Origin of the sequence: Bacteroides xylanisolvens XB1A (assembly GCF_000210075.1) — a bacterium.
Lineage (GTDB): Bacteria > Bacteroidota > Bacteroidia > Bacteroidales > Bacteroidaceae > Bacteroides > Bacteroides xylanisolvens.
The window spans coordinates 2,426,796-2,447,234 of sequence record NC_021017.1 but is presented as its reverse complement, the minus strand read 5'-3'; the positions used below and the strand labels follow the sequence as shown (position 1 = coordinate 2,447,234).

Here is a 20,439-nt window from a genome sequence, read left to right as displayed (position 1 = left end):
CATTCATTTTTGCGGCGATAAGTGAGCAGATTGGTAATCCTAGCCCATCTCCTGTAGTGAGGTCTTTCACTTCCGTGAAAGGCTTGAAGATATTTTCCTGTTGCTCTGCCGGAATACCGATTCCCGTATCCGTCACGATAAACTGATGAGTGTGTGCACCACGTTTCTTGAACTCAAGGCTGATACGTCCTTGTTCGGTGTAGAAGGCTGCATTTTTCAGTAAATAGAGAAGGATACGTTCCAGTTGCTCTTTGTTTGTCTTTACCTGAAGTTTGGGAGCATTAACTGAAGGAGTAACATCTATTTTTATATGCTCCTTAACCTTGTCCATTACATTTTCGCAGAAAGTACCTACGTTGATTTCACCCAATTCATAGAGTTCGGTTAATGAATTCTCTAATGAAGACAGCTCCTGGATATCATCGCTGAATTTCTTTAGAGCAGCGACCTGGCTCTGCATTTGGCTCGCTTCTTGAGGGGCTTTCTGTAAAAGTTCATTCGCAGAAGTAGCTAACGTATTCAAAGTCGGCTCCATCTGTGAAGATATGTTCTGTATGAATTTGGTTTTTAATTCATTATGTTCATTGGCAATCTTCACACTTTTCTTTAATTTGCGGTTGCCGGCGATAAATTTCAGTAATATAGCGGCCAGTATTGCCAGTCCGGCTACGAGGATGACTACAAGAACACACAGGCCTATAATGATGTATTGTTTGGCTGATAGCGTGTCGTCTTTTTCTTGTATAGTCAGTTGGCTTTCGTCATATTTCCTTTTCAGTACATTCAGTTCGTCTTGAGCTGTCAGCGCTTTCACGGAGTCTGTCCAAACGATGTAACTTTCATAGGTGCGTTCCATTAAAGGGGCGTTATTGGCTTTACGGGCAATTCCGATAAGGTTTTTGTAGCAATCACTCACTTTGGCGTAGTCTTTCTTTTCCTTGTATTGATTAATTAGTTTGCGGAAACAGGCATCACCTTGTGTGTTTTGGTTAAATGTATAGTAATAGTTGGCTTTTGTGTACAGTAAAACCTCTGTCAGTGAGTCATTCTTGGCAAGGTTAGCAGTTTCCTCCAGTTTATTCAGCTGTGTTTTTGCCTGAGCTGGATTTTTAAGTGCCGTGTACATCTGCAACCGCTCCTTGTTCACGAGGAAGCGGAGGTCATAAAAGACTTTCTTTTGATTTTGCTCTCCGGCCCATATAAGTTGGTCCATGTCACGACAAAGTTCGAATCCTTCTTTGTAAAAGTTCTCTCTGACGTATAAAGCGTTGGCCTGAACACCACATTCTATTGCCTGTGGATAGTTTTCGCGGGTTGCAAATGCTTCGTATGCCTTTTTGAATAAGTAACGTGCTTTGATGTAATCTTTTTGATTGAGGCTACTTTGTGCTTGTTCTTTTAATTCTGTGGCTCTGTCACGGGGAGTTTGAGCATAAGTCATTATACTCAAACAAAATGTCATTAAAATAGCTATTATCGATTTTCTCATATTAGAATTTATTTATTTGTTACAAATGTAAAACAAATATATGAAAAAAGATAGTGCTGATGATGAAATAATTCTCTTCTGTTTGTATTCATTGTTATTATCCTGCCCAGTTCTCTCTGTCGAGATTCCGATAACTGATAGCCTCTGCCAAATGATTGGGGAGTATTTGTTCTGCTCCTTCCAAATCGGCGATTGTACGGGCAACTTTTAAAATCCGGTCATAGGCTCGGGCAGACAGATTGAGCCGTTCCATAGCATTTTTCAGTAATGCGAGCCCTTTGGCATCCGGTTGAGCATACATTGCAAGCAGTTTGCTGTTCATTTGTGCATTGCAATAAATTCCGGTATATTCGGTGTATCGTTTTTCTTGCATTTGACGGGCTTTTATCACTCGTTGCCTGATGATATTGCTCGATTCTCCCTGTCTTTGATCGGAAATCTTATCAAAGGGTACAGGTACAATCTCTATCTGAATGTCGATGCGATCTAATAATGGACCGGATATCTTATTCAAGTACTTTTGAACCTGTCCGGGGCTGCATACGCATGCTTTTGTCGGATGGTTGTAATATCCACAGGGGCATGGGTTCATGGATGCAATCAGCATCAGATTGGCCGGATAGCTGATAGTACTTTTGATGCGGGAAATACTGATCTGGCGGTCTTCCAATGGTTGACGCAACACTTCCAGCACTCCTCGGTTGAATTCCGGCAATTCGCTATTCTTAAAATACTTGCACCATTGTAGAAACTTTCTTATCTTTGCGAGAGGTAAAGACTATTATCTATGCTATTATATTGCATTATAGATAGTTAGCTAATAGTCTTGATTGCAATAATATTAAATGTAACAGATATGAGAGCTGCATTTTTGATTAGGTGCTCAACTAAGAAGCAAGACTATGAGCGACAGGTAAATGACCTAACTAGACTGGCTAAGAAGTTTGGTTATACGTCAAGTGATAATATGATATTTGGTGAGCATATCACTGGTAAAGATGATGCAAGTAAGAGAGATAGGCAGTCTATTCAACGTCTAAAAGATGCTGCTATTAATAAGGAATTTGATGTCGTTTTAGTGTCGGAAGTTAGCCGAATGAGTCGTGACCCTATGTCGGGTCGGTTATATGTTAGACAGCTTATCAACATGGATATTCCTGTGTATTTTAGGGATATTGATACTTGGACTATAGACCCTGTAACTGGCAAGAAAGTTAGAGATGCTGAAACTATTATAGGTGCTGCCTTTGATGCTGCTTGGAAATACATAAAGAGTATGAAAACACAAATAGCATCTGGTAGACGTGATGAACTGGATAACAATCAAATGAGTATAGGACAGCCCTTCTTTGGTTATAAAAGATATGGTGGTAGAGATAAGGGTAAGAAGAATAGTTGGGTGATAAATGATGATGCCGCTAAAGTTGTGGTAGATGTATTTGAAGAATATGTTAAAGACGGTGCAACACTGAAATCTACAGCTTTGGCTATTACTGCCAAGTATGGTGAACAATTTAATAAGAAATTCAGCATAGGGACTATAGAGCATATTTTAACCTTTGAACCTTATTGTACTGGTATAAAGGTTGTATCTCTTACTGACCCAGATACAGAAGATGTAGATGAGTTTGAAGTCGAGATACCTACTATCATAACTAGGGCTATGTTCGATAAAGCCACCACTAAGAGAGCTACAAATAGAACTGCTAGAACTCCTTATCCAAAACAGGCTACTTATATATTGAGTAAACTTCTTAAATGTCCTATCTGTGAACACTCATTAACTCCACAGAAACGTGGTGGAGATAAGGGGGATAAATATAGATTGATGAATGGGAAGGTAGCTATTAGGTGGTCATGTATGTCGGGTATCAATAATGCTACAGATTGTAGTAGTCGCATTACAATTAGTAATGAGAAATTAGAAGCTATTATTTGGGGCTTAGTTAAACAGGAGCTAATAGGATTTGCCAATTTGAATGATGAAGATAGAGTAGCTAAGGTGGAGGAACTTACCGATAAAATAACCAATTTGGAAATGAATATAGCCAACTTTACATCTCATATATCCAACATGGATAGATTGATAGAAAGAGCTTATAGTGCTTATATGGATGCTCCGGATTCTGTAATGGATATAGCTAAAGATAAGTACTATAAAACCCTAACTAAGTGTGAGAATGAGAGAGCGGAGTGCAAGGATAAGATAGAAGCTTTAAGTGCAGAGAAGTTAAGATTGGAGAATATGAGAACGTTCTTCAACCAACCTACTTTACCAAAGGATGCCATTGAGAAGGCAGAATCAGACCCTATTAAAATGAGGAACTTAGTAATGGAACTAATAGACAAGATATATCCTTATAGGATTACAACCTATGTATCATCAGCTACTAATAGGATAATGAGGAATGGTATAGTTTTATTGGAAGTATATACTATAAATGGAATTTATAACGTACTATATGACGGTAATCAGAGGAATAACAAGGTAGCCTATTATATTAGTGGTGTTTATGCTACATTTCAAAATGGAAGGAATAAGTTTGATGCTTATGATACTGGAGAGTACTTTGTTATCTCTCATGCTACATTGGTGACTGAAACAGAAGATGTAGATATGTTAGTAACCTTTAATGAACTGATAAAGATATGTATGCAGAATGGTTGGGAAATAGATTATACTTACAAGATGTAATATTTCACTGAATATAATTATTAACTAGTAAATGTGGTTGATTATTGAAAATGAGGTTGTGCCAATGTCTTGACACAACCTCACGAAAGATGCTATTGGGCGTTTAATGCAGCTAAAGCTGCTTCTAAAGCTTCTTTAGACATGCCACTCAATAACTGTGCTTGACTTGAATGTTTCAGTTCTGTACAGTTCTTAATCCATTCACTGTAAACTGCTATTCTTGCATCACACCAAGAAACAAGGTCGGAAGCTGTTGCTCCCTCTTTATACCACATTCCATAAGTTCTATGCATTTCTGCACGTTTACGTTCTTCAGCACTCTTTGCATTTGCATTTTCCAAATTTGACATAGTTTTAATTATTAAGTTAATAATACATTTATTACCAGCAAACCTTACTGGATATTCAGATTATAAGCTAGTAAATTAACTATTATCTGGAAATGCGTTACAAATGTAGTATGAAATTTAATAACCTCAAAGGAATAATAAGGATTTCTTGTATGATAATTAATTCTTATATAATAATTGATTTATACGTAATATTGTATCTAGCCTATCAAGTATTATCTAAACAAGTTATTTGAATGGCTAGGTAATAATACTACTAGTCCATACTAATAGAGCTATTAGAAGCAAGTATATAGGAATTTACTAAAGTAAGGTAGGATATATGGTTATACAAAGACTTTATATCCTACGTTTCTCATCATATCCCAGATTATAGAACTTCTTAAACATCTCCCAAATGTAGCCAATAAATCCAATTACGATAAATGGTAGGAAAGGCAGAAGAAGGCTACTCCAACCATAGCCCAAACACAACCCTACAATTACGCCAATGACATATAAGGCTGTTATAATTCCACAACCTATCATTACTCCTCTTCCTCCTGCCATTACGTATTTAATTGGAGCATTAGGAGTGAAGAAGTCTGGTTCTTTATTCTCTGATTGATTATTATTCATATTAGTTTATTTATAGTTACGAGATATTAGTTTAATTCTTATCTTTGTAGTAGAATTTCATAAAAGTTGCTAGTTATGGGTGTTCTATTGGTTACAGGTATTTTGAAGGAGATAACATGTTTACAAGCTGTTGCTGATGATGAAGCGTGTAAATATGGTTACGAGTCGTGGATAGCCTACTGTTATAAAACCAATATATTTACAAGATTCATTACTATATGCCCTTGCTGTAAGAAGTCATTTACTAATGACAACCCTGCTGTTGGTGAGCATGTACTTGCTGAATATGGACGACTAGATACAGAAGGTCGACTTATTTATACCAAGTGTATTACTCCTATCTGTAAGAAGTGTAATGACCGTTTTAAGAACAATCAAGCTTGGAAAGTATTTAAAGTCCGTGGTTATCATTTATGTCGAGTACCTAATAAGCCACCTAAACGGTAAACTTTAACATCAAAGAATATATCTTAATGATTAAATCTAATAGAACAAGAATATAGCTCGATTTCTTGTAAAGTTACTGATTATTAATCTATTAAACCAATGAATCATGTTAAAGTAAGTTACCGTTACATTTCTTGAATATCTCTTCAATCAGCTTCATAGATTCTTCTGACCTCATAGGGTCAGGAATTACTTCTCTAGAGTCTTTAATACGTTGCAATTCCGCCCTGTACTCTAACTTCTGCTTCTTAATATTAAGATAGCTCCATTTTACTCTTTTAATGTTCATAATTTACCTCCATTCTTATATCCTAGTCTACCTAGCTCATTTAATAACTCTCATAAATTCTTCTTATTAATATCAGAAAGCCATTGGACCGTGAGGCATATTTCTAAGCTCCTCTAAGCTATTAACTCCAAACATTCTACATAGTTCCTCTAAAGTGGGTATGTATATATCATCAGTGAAGCTATCTACACAAATACCCAACTCTTCCATGATGTCCATTATCTCACTTACTGTCATTGTTTCCATACATCCAATACTCTGCTGTTATCATATTCATTCATAGTTATTCATCTGCCTGTTCATCTAGCATATCATCATCTAACTCCTCATGTATAAAAGCTAATATTTCACCTGTTATAGCGTTCTTAATATATTTGAATCCGGGTGCAATTTCTTCAACTATCTTCTCACATTCAATAGTGCACCACTCGGGTATTGTTTTATCCTCACTTTCCATTGTCATAATTATTAATAGTAGCCGCAGTAGGAACTCCAACTGCTGTACCAAATCCCATTCATGTTAGTAATTCCACCACTCTTCATATATAGGATATCCTAAGTTGTGGAACTCTGTGTTCTCATCTGGAATAACTTCCGAATACTCATCTAATTTAATATCAGTCCCAATTACTTTAAGTCCCATTATACGTAGATTACCATTAATGTATTCATAATTCTCTACTTTACTAAGTAGATTAAAGAACTCTTCTGATTCAACAATTGCCTTATGTGCTTTCAAAGAACAATATAGAAACGGTAAAGGATTACTACACCATTTATCAACATCTGCCCTAAGAGAAGTGAGAGATTCAGGACATTTGTTGTCCCAGTAATCCAGTAGAATACTTGCTAATATCAATAAATCTTCCCTGTTTATACTTGGAAACTTCTGTAAAACTAAATCAATTTCATTCATATCCATTACGCTCCTTATCTATAATTTCATACATATCTTCAAATGACATTCCAGTTGCAGACATATCATAGCTCTTAATAACTCCTTCATTAGAAATTACTTTCACTTGTAATGTGTCTTTGTCTGACTTATGAGATGTTATGTGGTGAGTACGCTTCTTATCAAATTCTGGAGTAAATATATCTAATTCGTTTCTGAAATGGGAATTATTAATATAATCTACTATGTAGTCATAATCGTTAATGATTTGGCATAGTTCTATAAAGTCTTGGCAACAATAGATAGATTTCTTATAATCTTCAAACATTAACTTAAAGCTATCCACTGTATATTCCTTATTGGCATTATAAAACTTTATTCTTGCTATAACTCCTCCGTCTGATAAATCAGATAATTTAGTTATTCGTCTTTGTGGTCTGCTTATCCACATTTCTTCCATTAAATCCATAAGTCGTCCCTTCTAATAATCTCTATATATAATATCATCAATTTGAGGTAAGCAATTATTGAGATATGCATCTGCCATTTGCAGTAGTACTTCCTCTCGGCTTATAGATACAGCCTTTATTTGACCTGTATTGTATAGATGCAGTAAATGGTCTAACAGTTGCCTATCTACCTTAGATACTTCTGCCAATCCTAATTTATTTATCAATTCTTCAATAGTCATCAATTAATCCTCATATATAATACCGTCAATCTCTGGTAAATATCCATGTATAATACCTTCTGCTTCTTTTATGAGTACCTCTTCATAGCTAAAGTAGATAGACCTACGCATATAACCATGATTGTATCTCTCTACTAAGCTAGTGAGTAGTATTAGTTCAGCTTTAGATATTTCTTTAGGATTTACACCTAACTTTATTATTAAAGTCTCTACTGTCATCATATTAACAATTACTACTAGGTGGTATATAATCATCTGGTACATCATGCGGTTCACGTGGGTCTTCAAACCAAACTCTATCTACCTTGTCCAGTTCTGCACATACTTCCTCTGCTGTCATTTCTCCTGCATTGAATTTGGCAAATAAGTCTCTGGTAAATTCACTGTACTCTCTATTACTCATTTCTATCATAATTCATTCCTCCTATTAATGCTGTACCTACTGCTGTAGGATATATAAAATATCTACCTGTTCATATTAATCCCACTCTGCTATAAGGAAATTCCTTCCCCAGTCTCCACCCCATACCATTTCTTCACCACATTTAGGACAATGCTTTTCATCCCAAACTTCTAACTGATTATTACCACAATGAATACATTTGATATTAAAATCATCCATAAAACTATTATACTTCACATCATAGTGACAATCATTACAATGAATAATTCGCTTCTTGCCTTTTCTTACCATTTTAACTATATCTTTAAAAGTTAAATAGTATTTCATGTGTGGTAATCTCTTATCAATATCTGTCAAATTCTGAAAGTCTATTTCTATTTGATATGGAATTTCAGAAATAACCTGTGATGAATAGTGATTGCACTTTTTAGCTTTCTCTCTTTTGCTATATTCTACCAATTCCTTATTGTTGTAATCCTCACCATAGACTGTTACTAGGTTAACATTATCAAGTTCACTTTCTTCATCAAACTCAGACATACAATCCTCTGTTGCAACCAAAGAACTCTGTATTGTTTGACAAGCCTTACAAATATAGACCTCATAATAATCTCTAAATCCACAACCAAAATGCAGTACTGGTGTTGTGTAGCCGCATTTAGGACATTCATATTGTTTTACTTCTCCCATGTCTCTTGTGTATAATTGTGCTATAAAGATAATGATTATTCTTCAATGATATTATCAGCTATCTTCTTAAATACATCACCTGCCATTAGTCCACCACTTGCAGGTAATCCAGCCTTATTAATAGATACAATGATACTATACTTGGGATTATCAGTAGGGAAGTAACCACAGAACTCTACCGCATACATATCCTTAGTACTATCCTCATTAGTAGATAATGAACTAGTTCCCTGCATACCTGCAACTAGTACCTTATCAGACTTGGCAGGTTGACATAATCCGTTAGTAACATTAAATACTAGAGCTTTCTTCAAACTATCAATACTAGCCCTACTTGCTATTTGTGGATTAATAACTACTACACTGTCCTTGTATAGTTGAGGCTGTATCATCTTCCCATTATTGGCGATAGCATTATAGAAGGTAAGGACTTGAATAGGTGAAATAAGCTGTTCATATCCTATACAGTTCCAAGTGATATTTTTTTCTGTAATCTTGTAAGGTTGCAGACTGGCAATTCCATTGATACTATCTGGCTTACCATAGCTCATATTAGTAAGTAAATCAAAAAAGGTTTGAGGATTATCACCAAAAGCCTTCTCCATTGTCTTATAAATGGCAATATTGGAACTAGCTGCCAATCCTTCTTGTACTGTAAGCTCACCATATCCACCTCTATGCCAATTATGGTCTTTAAGCTCTCTGCCATGAATTTGGTAGATACCATTTCCAGTATCAACCTTATCACTCAACTTCACCTTACCAGTTTCTAAAGCTGCCAATAGCGATATTGGGTGCATCAGACCAGTAGACTGCCATACAGAGAAGTTCTCACATGATTGGTAGTTCGCACTGTCTTTCCTAGTAAGTCCAACCAGAGCTTTTATTTGACCTGATTGAACTTCCATTACTATAACTTGCCCAGATTGGGCATTTATCTCTGATAACTTGCTTTCCAATATGGCAGTAGCATTAGTTTGTAATGTACTATCTATAGTGGAGATAGGTGCTGTTACTTGCTGTCTGGATTGGCAAGAACAAAGTACAACGATTAATATGGTGCACTTTAATAATATCTTTTTCATACGAGCATACCGTGTAAATTTATATACAAATCATAGTAATGGATGCAGGCGAATATTGATTATTCAAGGCACTAACAATAACGGGAATGCCACAAAATACATTCGTACTCTGTATCTCCTTTGCAATCATAGAGATGTGAGGTTCAATTCCCAATAGGTGAATTGCTTTTAGATTATCCTCATAATCAATTAATAAGTGCACATCATAGTACCCTAATTTATAATTGCTTAAAACAAATCCCATTTTATAAAAATTATCAAATTCCTTTTTATCTCTTGGTTTATATTCAACGCCATGCTCCAAACATTTCTGCTTGAAATTGATAATAAATGTTTGTAAACGATTCATACTCTCATTCATTTACGATTATAGTTACTTCAAATCAGTTAATTTTACTAATTCGTCACCAGTATTAAGCCATAAGGCATAAGAAAATCTATTAATAGTTTGGGAAGCACAGAATTGATAATATTCTTGCATTTGTTTCTCATTAAAGAAGTGACAAGCATCCATAATGTGCATAGCGGCATCAATATAGGTGTACATATCCGTATCTATAAGCCTATAATATTGCCTTATATGCTTTTGGCATGAATTAAATATTGCATCCAAAATAGTCATGGCAGTTACATCTCCTTGCTTCTCATTTAAGAAAGTAACTTGCTGACTAATATCTGTTATAAATTCTTGGGTATTGGTATGCGGTATGCCAATTAATATATTTTGTTGTGGCAGAAAGTCTGGATGTCTGAAACGTGATGTTATGACACTGTCTATTACATTTCCCTCTTCCAGATTGATTATTATGTCACTTCCTTTTAAAGTTACCATTAATTTGCGATACATAATTCCATTTATTTATGTTTGTCCTATTTATTCTTTATGTAGGCATATAAGAAGAAACCTGCAATAACAAGTATGACTATTATATGTAATGCCACACTACCGTTACTGTTAAAATCTGCATAGTCTGACATCCTACCTCTGCTTAATAAAATTATCAATGAATACATAATCTTAAATTTTAATAGTTCTGTATGTTAGTTGCTATTCAACCTATCATAGTGAAGGGTATATAATCTAAATAATCCTTGTTAAAAGGTTGAATATAATTCTGTGGATTCATTCTACTATCTGATAATAGAACTGAATAGGTAAATAAGTAGTATGTCTGCTTCTTATAGATATTGATTTATACTTCCCAATTCTCCCCAAGAAAGTGGTTAATCATAGTATTTAAAGTATTAGAGAACCGATAGCATATAATTGACTGCTATAATACTTTATCTTGTCACAAATATAATAATTACTTAGTTTATTTACCCAAAGATTTTAATATAAAAATGCCTAATCTCTGGATTTAGTAAAGATTTTAACAGTCTACATACTGTTTGGGAGGTAGGAGCTAGTTGTAAATATGCCTGTTCCATAGTCGATTAATTGTTATATCTAGTTCCCAATAGATATAGTTCTACATACAAATAGGTGCGGGAACTGCCAATGTATATGTCTCCAAGCATCGCCAAACGCTCCAATCACAAATACACAACAGTAACCCGCACCAGACGATATATGAACTATCATTAGATAGGCATATAGCACTAGTGCGGTGTTGTGCACGTTCCTGTGATTGTATAAATTTTGGCGAATTTAGAGACAAGAACTATGCAAAACACCTTTCGTTAATATGTCCTCCTATTTCTAGGATTGGCACAAAGATAATGAAAGGTATTTTATTCTGCAATTAAATGTATCTGTTAAAATGAGAGTTGAGAGCTATTTCTACTCTGAATATCCATAAAATGAGACAGAACTATTCAGAGTATAAATAAGTAAACTCCGATTCATTCTGTCTCAAATCTCAATTATCAGAAACTAAGACAATCATAAGTATTAAGTAGTTCCTCTTGTCTTAATCCCAAGTATCTTTTAGTAATTGATACACTGGAATGATTGAATAGCTCCATGAGCTTAACAAGTGCAAGCTCTGAATTATCGTTATTCATGTTGTAGACCTGTCTGCCAAAGGTCTTTCTAAGAGAATGGCAACTGAAATTGCCTATATGCAACTTGTATTTCTTTTTAATCTCCTTCAACATGACATTGATTCTCTGAACTGTGTACACTGTCCCCTTCTGACTTATCAATACAGGTGCATTTATGCCAACTGGATTTATATGCTCATAACAATCTCTGATATGCTGCTGTAGCTGCATATTAATCCTAATTGTCCTTTGCTTTCCTGTCTTAATCTCTATAATGGTAAATTCTTCTGCATCTAATATCTGATTCCACCTTAAAGCAAGAATATCAGAAATTCTTAGACCTGTGAAGCAACCCAAAGCGATAAGAAGTGACATCTTATAATTACTATCTCTTGCCAACTTTCTTACTAAGTTCATTGCTTCACTCCATTGCAGATAATCTGCTGTTGTACTTGAATATTTAAGTGACATAACGTTCTGTTTTATAGTGAAACTAATAAAAGTGAATATTAATTTTAAACTGGAATATCTAACTTACTGATTACTAGCTAAACATTCACTAATATAGAAAGTGAATATTATACTACTGGCTAATAATAGAGAAAGAGTACCTATATATAGTATATAGATACCCTTATTAGTACTTCATGTACTACTTCATTGTAATAATCTTGTATATAGTCCAAATAATCATCAAGAAGAATACAACAGGTGAAATTGCACACATAACAAGTAACAAGATAATCCAAGATATAACGATTAATAACGCTTGTAACATAATCTTTTGAGTATTAATAGGTAATGAATAATCAAGGGACACCCTTATTATATGGATGCCCCTTTTAAGTACTCTGTAATACCACTAACTAAGAAACCACTGGTATTTGTCATCACCATGTAAAGCGGAACATATACCCGTTGCAAGTTCTGTAGCATTATAGGCTCTATCCAAGAATGAATCTATATAGCTACTCTTATTTGCACCTGTGAGCAAGTTGTAAAGTTTCCACATAGACAAATCATTTCCTAAGCTGCCAAAGTTCTCGTCATTGATATAAGCCCTAGCCACATTGTTAACCTGTGTATCAGTAAGCAACATTTTAGGTATATCTTTCTGATAGCCTTGCGGTAATGATTGATAAAGTCTCATTCTTCCAAGTAGTTGGCAGAACTGATGCTCTGTCATACTGGTATTGCCTAAAGACTGCATCAAGTGTATGTGTTTGGCTGCATCGTATTTGTGGAACATCTCCAATACCGCTTGGTATAAATCCCTTGTATTGGTAACTTCCAAGCAACTAAGATAACCGTCCGTAGATACACATAGATTTGTGCAAACCTTACAAGTAAAGCCAATAAACACTTTAAAGCGTTCCGCACCTTTCTTTGAATAAAGATTGGTATGGTTATAAGCTCTGACACCACCAATAGTAAGTGTTAGCCTGTTACCGTGTACTGTCTCATAGATTGTAGGAACTTCAATAACAAAAGCGCATCTTTCGTAGTAGATAGTCTTGTCACTTTCTAATAACTGATTGGCTGGCTTATGTATCGCTTCGGGAATCCTACCTTTGATTACATGAGAAACACGAATATCTGGCGATTCAATCTGTTCACCGCTAAAGAATGTATTGGTTGCATCCTGTACCGCTTCAATGAAAGCCACATGAGATAATGTAGCTTCGTTGTCCTTTGCGAATACGGGTATAATACAATCATTCCTTAGATGTTCCAAACTGGCTTCAATCGTATTAGCTTCAATGAATAGAGGTCGTTTCTGCTTAATAACAGGCTCTTCAATTATTACCGCTTCTTCTGCATATTCACCAAAGTTTCTACTAGTTCTCTGTACTGGCATAATCTGTAATGTTGATTCCATAATCTGTAATTTATTAAGTTAATATTAGAAATTCCTCTGTCTGAAAGCTAAGCAAGCCACAATCAGTATTAATAATCCAATAAAGAACTGTGGCATTAAGACTACTGGCACAATTAGAATTATTCCAAACGTCAATAAAATCTTTAAATTCTCCATACGCATAATAATAGATTAGTAAATAGTGTATTTAAGGACAAAATGAGGGCTTAACATGAAGTTCTTTCTTATCACTTTCCTTTGTGCATCTTTATATGTAGACATATACAAATCGTTGATAAGTCCGCACATTTCAGAAGTTCAAAAGGTTTGTGGGCTGAATGGCAATTCATGTAATCCTTTCTTTTTCCTAATGATTTGGTATGGGGTGTTTTAGGGTAACAATAAAGCTTAGCGCACAATATACATCTGATGCGCTCACTGACAAATCAAATATTTCACTCTATCAAAGCATAAAGTCTAAATAAAAAACACTTCCTCAATAAAAGGGGCGGGGTATGATTTTAAGTACCTATATTCTTGGGTGGGGGATATACATAAAAAGCCCCAAACCCGTTTAACGGTCTGGAGCTTTATTGTTTACAAACTAACTACAGAATAATCTCATAAGGTATATCTTCCTTAACAGGTCGCTTTCTTCCTACTGTACCTGCTTGTATTGACTTCATAAAAGCGTGGATATTCCTGACATCTTTAAATCCATTCTCCTTATACTTCTTATAAATCATACATTCTCTGGATAATGGTTTGTTATTGCCTTCGTTGAAGTCTATCATGTGGTCGAACATGGCAATTAGTTTCTTTACTTGCTTATCTTTAGGCTGGTCTATTATTAAGCCTTTGACCTTTAGAATCAGACAGTCACCAATTTCATCCAATAAATCCAAATCCTTTAACTGTCCTATGTACCGACTAATAGTATCATGTCCCATGTGAATACGCTTCTCCAATTTCCTTATGGGTGATAATTTGATAACATGGCTATGCGGCTCTGTTACACTGAATAGCTTTAATATGAATCCTCTTAGCTTCAAATCTAAAGTATTGTAAGTATCGTAGAACTCTCTGCCAATTCTTCTATAATTGCCTGGCTCTACTTGGTTGAATCTGTACATAGTCCAATGTCTGTCCTTCTGTTTGGAATCTATATCACGTATAACAACCTCGCCTGTAGCCCTTAATTTGTCATTGAAGGATAATGTACTCTTACTCTTCTTGTAATTATCCAGTTCTTCCCCTACAAACCCTGCAAGCTGTTTTAATGTAGTATTAGTTTCCAAAGAATCTTTATCTGCTGTCAGTAGCAAGGTATAAGTCCTGTACACATCTGAACAGTTTAGATTCTGAATCAGATTATTACTCATTACTGTGTACTCCTTGAATGGAAGTTTCGTGTCTTTCATAAGGCAAACGCTCAATATGGTTAATCAAGATAATCTGATTGGTCTTTAACAAGAATCTCATTTTAGTGGAACTTAGTCTGTTCACTTTCCTTAGTTCGCTTAGTTTCTCATATAAATTATTATTATAATGCCACATATATTATTGATTTATATATCCTACTTATCCCACCTACTGAAAGTTCGTCAGAACTTTACAGTATGGCTGTATGGAGTGTAGTATCTAGGAGTGTAGACAGGGGGTGAATAAGCACGCTCCAAAAGGGGATTAAGCACACCGCTAAAGGGGGGAATAAGCACACCTTTATAATCTGGTAATATCAATACTTCTGCACATAACTTTGCTGTATTAGTAAGCACATTAGTAGATAGTGATACTAATTAGATGATTAGTTGCAAATACATTCCCTGTCTAGTATGCTCACTTATTAACGGTAAAAGGGAGAACCATTTATACTGTCCTCCCTTCATTAGAAACTATTCATGTATCATTATTCATCTTGATGTAAACGGTGTAAACCTTGTTATCTCTCTGCTTGCGTTTCTTGAAATATCCATTGAGCTTAGCCCATATTCCAATCACTGTTTTGCTGTCCTTTACGTGGTGAGCCAATGCAAGCCTGCGTAGTTCTTCAAAACTAAATTCTTGTTTGGTGTTCATAATTGGAAATTCATAAAATTGTTGATTCAATCATGCTCAAAACATAAAACGATGTGCACTATGCCATTCACGTTATTGGCGACAAGTCTTGGGTTGTAGATTGTCGTATTGGCAATGGATAGTATGAGATGCGGGAACAGCAAGTGCGATGCAAGTGCGTCCAGTTGCTCTGATACATATTCATCTGTCATGTAGTCTGGTAGTATAAAACTGTAGAGGTAAACCTTTACGTCCTTGTACCGCTGCATTTTGAGTTTGATAATCTCTCTCTTGTTTAAAATTGCTACTGGAATGTTTCTTAGGAAGTAGCTTGAACTAACAAATAGAATGTTCATTGCCATAAATTCATAAAATTAGGTACATAAAGAATGAATCTGTGTGCGGTGAGTGTCGTAAATTCAAATAGTGGTTTTCAGATATACTTCAAGTAGGTAATTCAGTAGTTTCAGTGATACCACCCTTATCTCATGTTGGTAGTGCAAAGATACTGCACTTCGGTAAGGCTACATAACAGTTGGGTCGCTTATTTTAAAACTTCGTGTTGGGAGCTTCGTGAAGTGAAGATATGCCCTTGCCTGCTTAACTTAGAAACTGATTCGGAACTCGTAAACGAATCTTGCTCTGATTTACGGTGTGCAGGTGAACAGTGCACGCCTTGCCTTGAATTATTTTTCACTTCTGGGCGTATCAGTCGGCAGTTCAAAGCCCGATGTAAATTATTGTGTCTCTGATATGTCACAGTCTCAAATTCCAAGTGCCGGATAGGTTAGCCCACTCATTTGAAACGAATTAGATTTATGGTGGCAAGTCTGGAAGATAAACGGAGCGGTCATTTCAAGATTGACAAGCCGTAGGGAATGTTAGCGTTGCGTATTCACCTCTCCGCCCTCGTCCGCATGGATAAACACACGTGAGAGTGCTTGCAGCCATGAATCTCCGAAAAATGAGACAGAACCGTTCGGAGTGTAATAAGTCAAACTCTCAACAGTTTTGTCCCACTTGCGTTCACCTTATTGGATATTTACAGTATGACAACAGGCAAATTCTAGTTATAAAGACATTGATAGAATGTATATAGATTACTACAGTCTATTAGTATGCTGTATTACTATAAGATACTGTAGTATTATAAAGTATTATAACTACTATGAATATATACCTAGTTCCATACTATCATTCAAGACCATTATGATATATATCTACAATAACACATTAATTTATAGCATAAATTATATTAGACTTGATTGCTTATTTAAAATATATTTGTACATTTGTGGCGTTTCATTTAGAGATACCATAATGGCTTAATTGCGCTTTATGTTCGTTTACTTGTAAACAACTTATGGACTAATACCGTAAGGAACGGCAAGCCTTTGAGTAGATTTAAAGGTTAATTTATTTACCCTAATTAATTTATCATTATGGAGAATCAGAATGAAGCAACTTGTGTAGTGTTAAGTCGTGAAGAATTATTTGATTTGTATGGCTCTTGGTTTGGTAATACTGCAACACCGGCTGATATGGTTTGTTGGTGTGACAGGCAAATCGAGAAGTACGAGGAATGGATTAAGAACTGCAAGGAACTCAAATTAGAGAACCAGAAGAAGCTTCTTAAAGATATTCCAACAGACATACTACAAGCTATTTTAGATTCTTCTACTAATTAATACTACTAAGTAAACACTTTAGGGTATCCATTTGGATACCCTTTCTAGTTAATAGTAATAGGTTATGCTGTACACAAAAGTCCTTGATGAATATAAGATAGATTATGAAGAATATCTCCGAGAAAGGGAAGTAGACTTCTTCGGAATGAAGGATAGATACCTAAAGTATATACAGACCAAAGGAATAGACCATTTCACTTTTAAACCTATAAAAATTACTACCAACACAGGTCATATATATATTATCAGATATAGCTTTAATGCATACTGGAAGCATAAGTTTATACCATTAATTGCAAGATGTTACCGCCAACCGGAAGGCATATATGTAGTGACCTGTCCTAGCACCATTATTAAAATAGGTAAGAACGGTGCATATATACCACATTTCTTTGATAGATATAGAGATAGGATTCTTAAACGTAAACATGGCAATAAACTAGATGTTATAATGAAATTCTTCGAGAATGAAGCGCGTTTCAGTGTAGGAGCAATGATACGGTATGACAAATATCCCGATAACTACATATTCGTTTTTGATAAATTCATAACACTAGGTAGTCCACTAGAGGATGTTAATATATTTGAGATGAGAACTTTAATCAGCTTAGATATGCTAAAGGAAGTGCAGAAGGATATATGTAATGAACTTGTAGAATCCAATATTAAAGGATTAGAAGAACATATTAAAGATGAGGATAGGAATAAAGATGAACTTCTTCGCACTTTATTAGAGCTACCCAATTATAAAGAAGTATAGCATACATAATCAGAATCAAACATAATCTTGCTATATTATCTCACATAATATAAGACATATATGGGGAACTTAGATTTCGTTGCTATTGATTTGGAAACAGCTACTTCTCATAGAAACTCTATCTGTGAAATTGGTATTGTAAAGAACTCTATAGTAATTGAGAGTAAACTAATACTAGGTTGAAATTGTGAATATTGGAGTTGAGAGGGTGCTCTAGGTCGGAATTTACTTTTCTTCTTCAAAGGAGACAGCAGGAATTGAGATGAGAGGCTGACCGATTGTGAGGCTTTGTTGGGCTTGCATCGGTGCGGAAACTGAATTTTACTGGATTGAATGGTTGTTCTGTCTGATTAAATAGTTGATATATAACAATATACAATGGTTAAATAGCTTTGAGAATAGTTCGTCTAAGAAAAGTACCCCATTATGTGCCAGACTGATTTCTCCGGGTTGTGGAAAACTACCTCCGCCAACCATCGCCACCTGGGAAATTGTGTGGTGAGGGTCGCGGAATGGGCGTTGGGAAATCAATGAGGACCCGCGTTTCAATTGTCCGGTAACTGAATGTATCTTGGTGGTTTCCAGACTTTCCCCCAGTGAAAGAGGAGGAAGAATGGAAGGAAGGCGTTTGGCCATCATCGATTTACCGCTACCCGGAGCACCTACCATTATTAAATTATGTCCTCCGGCTGCTGCAACTTCTAGTGCCCTTTTTACATTCTCTTGCCCTTTAACGTCTGCAAAGTCCAAGTCACAGTTCGTCTGTTGTTGATAGAATTCTTCCCGTGTATTAACAACAGTCGGCTCTAATTCGCGTTCATTATTGAAGAACTCGACGACCTCCTTGATATTACTGACTCCGTATACTTTTAATTGATTGACAACGGCCGCTTCCCGTGCGTTTTGTTGGGGGATGATTAGTCCTTCGAAACCATCTTCGCGCGCTTTGATAGCAATGGGAAGCGCACCTTTGATAGGTTGTATACTTCCGTCCAGACTTAGTTCGCCCATTAACAAATAGCGGGAAAACTTCTCGGAAGAGATTGTTTCGTTAGCTCCTAACAATCCGATGGCAAGAGGCAAGTCATAAGCTGAACCCTCTTTACGGATGTCCGCTGGTGCCATGTTGACCACTATATTGCTAGTGGGCATTTTATAACCATTCACCAGCAATGCGGAGATAATACGTTGATGGCTTTCTTTGACCGCAGAATCCGGAAGGCCGACGAGATAGAACATACAGCCGCGCGAGCTGTTGACTTCGATTGTGATGAGTGTTGCATCAATCCCTTGAACAGCCGCTCCGAATACTTTAATTAACACGTTTGATTATTGATTATTTTTTCTTCTTATTGTCTTGTTTTTCCTTTTCTTCAGCAGCAGTGACTACTTCCTCAATTTTCTTCTTTAATTGTTCTCCTTTGAGGTTTTTCGCGAGAATCTTACCGTCTGCCGACAGAAGAATGTTGCTGGGAACTTGCTTGATGGCGTATTGTTTGGCTACTTCGGAATTTAGTCCGCCAAAATCACAGACTTGCTCCCAATTGAGCGTATCACGTTTTATAGCATCTTGCCATTCTTGTTTATCTATATCAAGGGAGATACCGAGCATGGCTATATGTTTGTTCTTCTTATATTTCTGATAGATCTCTTTTAACTCGGTATTGCTTTGGTGATTGGAAATGCTATCTCCCCATGAAGCCCAAAAGTTGATTAACAGGTTCTTTTTCTTGAAATCTTCTGATGACCGGGTAATTTTCTCTCCTTTTATATTAGATAGACTGAAAAAGGGGGCATATTTGCCTGTCTCTGTTTTCTCTGACAGAGAGATGGCTTCGTTGAGCTGTTCAATATACAGCTTGTCTTGCAATATTCCTGTCATGATTTCAATTAGCTTCTTTATTTTGTTGAAATCGGGCGAATCTTTCTGAACAAAGTATTTATCCAACAAGTAGAGGCTGACAAAAGAAGAATGATGCTTCATGATGAATTCTTCTGCTTTTTGCTCTAAATCTTTCTCGGATGGGGTAGGCAGGCTATTTAGTTCTTTCTGAAAGTTTGTAAACTCTTCATTATATATATTACCATTGATATCCAGATATTCCGGGTGATTGACATCTCCTTTTATTTTGATTTGATTTCCTTTGTCAAGGAAGATTGGATATTCTGTCTGATTGTCAATAAGTAAAAAGGCAGAAGTAATGGTGTCTATTGAAGCTGTATAAGAGAATTTATCGTTCTTCGCGAAAATGGTATCTATCCGGTCGAATGATTCGTCCATTCCATACAGATAAAGCGTATCTGTGCCCAGACCTTTGATTTCCCCGGTTATGCTAACCTTCTTTGAAGATTTACCACAACTGCATAGACAAATGATTATGAGGATTAAAATGCTACTCTTTTTCATTGCTTTGATTTCTTTTCTGCGAAAGTACGG

The 20,439-nt window shown here is 35.8% G+C and carries 21 protein-coding genes and 2 pseudogenes; 3 read left to right on the top strand and 20 right to left on the bottom strand.

Going from position 1 to position 20,439, the window contains the following annotated elements; translation table 11 throughout:
• Together BXY_RS09910 and BXY_RS09905 are read right to left on the bottom strand one after the other, a co-directional pair.
• Positions 1 to 1,462: sensor histidine kinase (locus tag BXY_RS09910; protein WP_394809836.1), on the bottom strand; the 1,462-nt coding region annotated here is incomplete at its 3' end.
• A 124-nt stretch (positions 1,463 to 1,586) separates the two neighbouring features.
• Positions 1,587 to 2,207, bottom strand: a pseudogene (locus BXY_RS09905) (ATP-binding protein); the annotation flags it as partial.
• Between the two features lie 138 nt (positions 2,208 to 2,345).
• On the opposite strand from BXY_RS09905, the gene BXY_RS09900 reads away from it, so the two are divergent.
• Positions 2,346 to 4,184: a recombinase family protein gene (locus BXY_RS09900; RefSeq protein WP_015531805.1), complete on the top strand. Its 1,839-nt coding sequence runs from the start codon at positions 2,346 to 2,348 to the stop codon at positions 4,182 to 4,184.
• A gap of 92 nt (positions 4,185 to 4,276) precedes the next feature.
• Here BXY_RS09900 and BXY_RS09895 read toward each other — a convergent pair whose 3' ends face one another.
• The 16 genes from BXY_RS09895 to BXY_RS09820 all read right to left on the bottom strand — a co-directional run bounded on the left by BXY_RS09895 (position 4,277) and on the right by BXY_RS09820 (position 15,575).
• The gene (locus tag BXY_RS09895; protein ID WP_015531804.1) at positions 4,277 to 4,534 is read right to left on the bottom strand and encodes a hypothetical protein; all 258 of its coding nucleotides are present in this window, start codon (positions 4,532 to 4,534) and stop codon (positions 4,277 to 4,279) included.
• 339 nt (positions 4,535 to 4,873) lie between these two features.
• Entirely contained in the window at positions 4,874 to 5,152 is a 279-nt protein-coding gene (locus BXY_RS09890; protein WP_015531803.1) for a hypothetical protein, read from the bottom strand.
• Positions 5,153 to 6,171: 1,019 nt separating this feature from the next.
• On the bottom strand, positions 6,172 to 6,351 hold the full coding sequence (locus tag BXY_RS09885) for a hypothetical protein (RefSeq protein WP_015531799.1): 180 nt from the start codon (positions 6,349 to 6,351) through the stop codon (positions 6,172 to 6,174).
• Positions 6,352 to 6,408: 57 nt separating this feature from the next.
• Positions 6,409 to 6,804 (bottom strand): hypothetical protein, encoded by a 396-nt coding sequence (locus tag BXY_RS09880; RefSeq protein WP_004323038.1) that lies wholly within the window; start codon positions 6,802 to 6,804, stop codon positions 6,409 to 6,411.
• Positions 6,797 to 7,252, bottom strand: coding sequence for a hypothetical protein (locus BXY_RS09875; protein ID WP_015531797.1), 456 nt, complete (start codon positions 7,250 to 7,252; stop codon positions 6,797 to 6,799). Before BXY_RS09875 ends, BXY_RS09880 begins: the two co-directional genes overlap by 8 nt.
• 12 nt (positions 7,253 to 7,264) lie before the next feature.
• Positions 7,265 to 7,474, bottom strand: coding sequence for a hypothetical protein (locus BXY_RS09870; RefSeq protein ID WP_015531796.1), 210 nt, complete (start codon positions 7,472 to 7,474; stop codon positions 7,265 to 7,267).
• Positions 7,475 to 7,477: 3 nt separating this feature from the next.
• On the bottom strand, positions 7,478 to 7,696 hold the full coding sequence (locus BXY_RS09865) for a hypothetical protein (RefSeq protein ID WP_015531795.1): 219 nt from the start codon (positions 7,694 to 7,696) through the stop codon (positions 7,478 to 7,480).
• Between the two features lies 1 nt (position 7,697).
• Positions 7,698 to 7,886 carry a hypothetical protein gene (locus BXY_RS09860; protein ID WP_015531794.1) on the bottom strand — a complete coding sequence of 63 codons (189 nt, stop codon included), beginning with the start codon at positions 7,884 to 7,886 and terminating at the stop codon, positions 7,698 to 7,700.
• A gap of 66 nt (positions 7,887 to 7,952) precedes the next feature.
• The gene (locus tag BXY_RS09855) at positions 7,953 to 8,567 is read right to left on the bottom strand and encodes a hypothetical protein (protein ID WP_015531793.1); all 615 of its coding nucleotides are present in this window, start codon (positions 8,565 to 8,567) and stop codon (positions 7,953 to 7,955) included.
• Positions 8,568 to 8,602: 35 nt separating this feature from the next.
• A complete protein-coding gene (locus BXY_RS09850) occupies positions 8,603 to 9,652 on the bottom strand; it encodes a penicillin-binding transpeptidase domain-containing protein (protein WP_015531792.1) in 1,050 nt (349 codons plus the stop codon).
• Positions 9,653 to 9,671: 19 nt separating this feature from the next.
• Positions 9,672 to 10,001 (bottom strand): hypothetical protein, encoded by a 330-nt coding sequence (locus tag BXY_RS09845; RefSeq protein ID WP_004323044.1) that lies wholly within the window; start codon positions 9,999 to 10,001, stop codon positions 9,672 to 9,674.
• A 24-nt stretch (positions 10,002 to 10,025) separates the two neighbouring features.
• A complete protein-coding gene (locus BXY_RS09840) occupies positions 10,026 to 10,499 on the bottom strand; it encodes a hypothetical protein (RefSeq protein WP_004296542.1) in 474 nt (157 codons plus the stop codon).
• Between the two features lie 1,022 nt (positions 10,500 to 11,521).
• Positions 11,522 to 12,109, bottom strand: a complete 588-nt coding sequence (locus BXY_RS09835) for a tyrosine-type recombinase/integrase (RefSeq protein WP_015531791.1) — start codon at positions 12,107 to 12,109, stop codon at positions 11,522 to 11,524.
• Between the two features lie 391 nt (positions 12,110 to 12,500).
• Positions 12,501 to 13,517, bottom strand: coding sequence for a DUF3871 family protein (locus tag BXY_RS09830; protein ID WP_015531790.1), 1,017 nt, complete (start codon positions 13,515 to 13,517; stop codon positions 12,501 to 12,503).
• Between the two features lie 587 nt (positions 13,518 to 14,104).
• Positions 14,105 to 14,917, bottom strand: coding sequence for a hypothetical protein (locus tag BXY_RS09825; RefSeq protein ID WP_015531789.1), 813 nt, complete (start codon positions 14,915 to 14,917; stop codon positions 14,105 to 14,107).
• A 478-nt stretch (positions 14,918 to 15,395) separates the two neighbouring features.
• Positions 15,396 to 15,575 (bottom strand): hypothetical protein, encoded by a 180-nt coding sequence (locus tag BXY_RS09820; protein ID WP_055172758.1) that lies wholly within the window; start codon positions 15,573 to 15,575, stop codon positions 15,396 to 15,398.
• A gap of 1,421 nt (positions 15,576 to 16,996) precedes the next feature.
• On the opposite strand from BXY_RS09820, the gene BXY_RS09815 reads away from it, so the two are divergent.
• Positions 16,997 to 17,242, top strand: coding sequence for a hypothetical protein (locus BXY_RS09815; protein WP_004296531.1), 246 nt, complete (start codon positions 16,997 to 16,999; stop codon positions 17,240 to 17,242).
• 64 nt (positions 17,243 to 17,306) lie between these two features.
• A complete protein-coding gene (locus BXY_RS09810; protein WP_004296530.1) occupies positions 17,307 to 18,002 on the top strand; it encodes a hypothetical protein in 696 nt (231 codons plus the stop codon).
• A 399-nt stretch (positions 18,003 to 18,401) separates the two neighbouring features.
• Here BXY_RS09810 and BXY_RS09805 read toward each other — a convergent pair.
• A pseudogene (locus BXY_RS09805) lies at positions 18,402 to 19,325 on the bottom strand (YifB family Mg chelatase-like AAA ATPase); the annotation flags it as partial.
• A gap of 13 nt (positions 19,326 to 19,338) precedes the next feature.
• Positions 19,339 to 20,409, bottom strand: coding sequence for a TlpA disulfide reductase family protein (locus tag BXY_RS09800; RefSeq protein WP_004317149.1), 1,071 nt, complete (start codon positions 20,407 to 20,409; stop codon positions 19,339 to 19,341).
• Positions 20,410 to 20,439 lie beyond the last annotated feature (30 nt).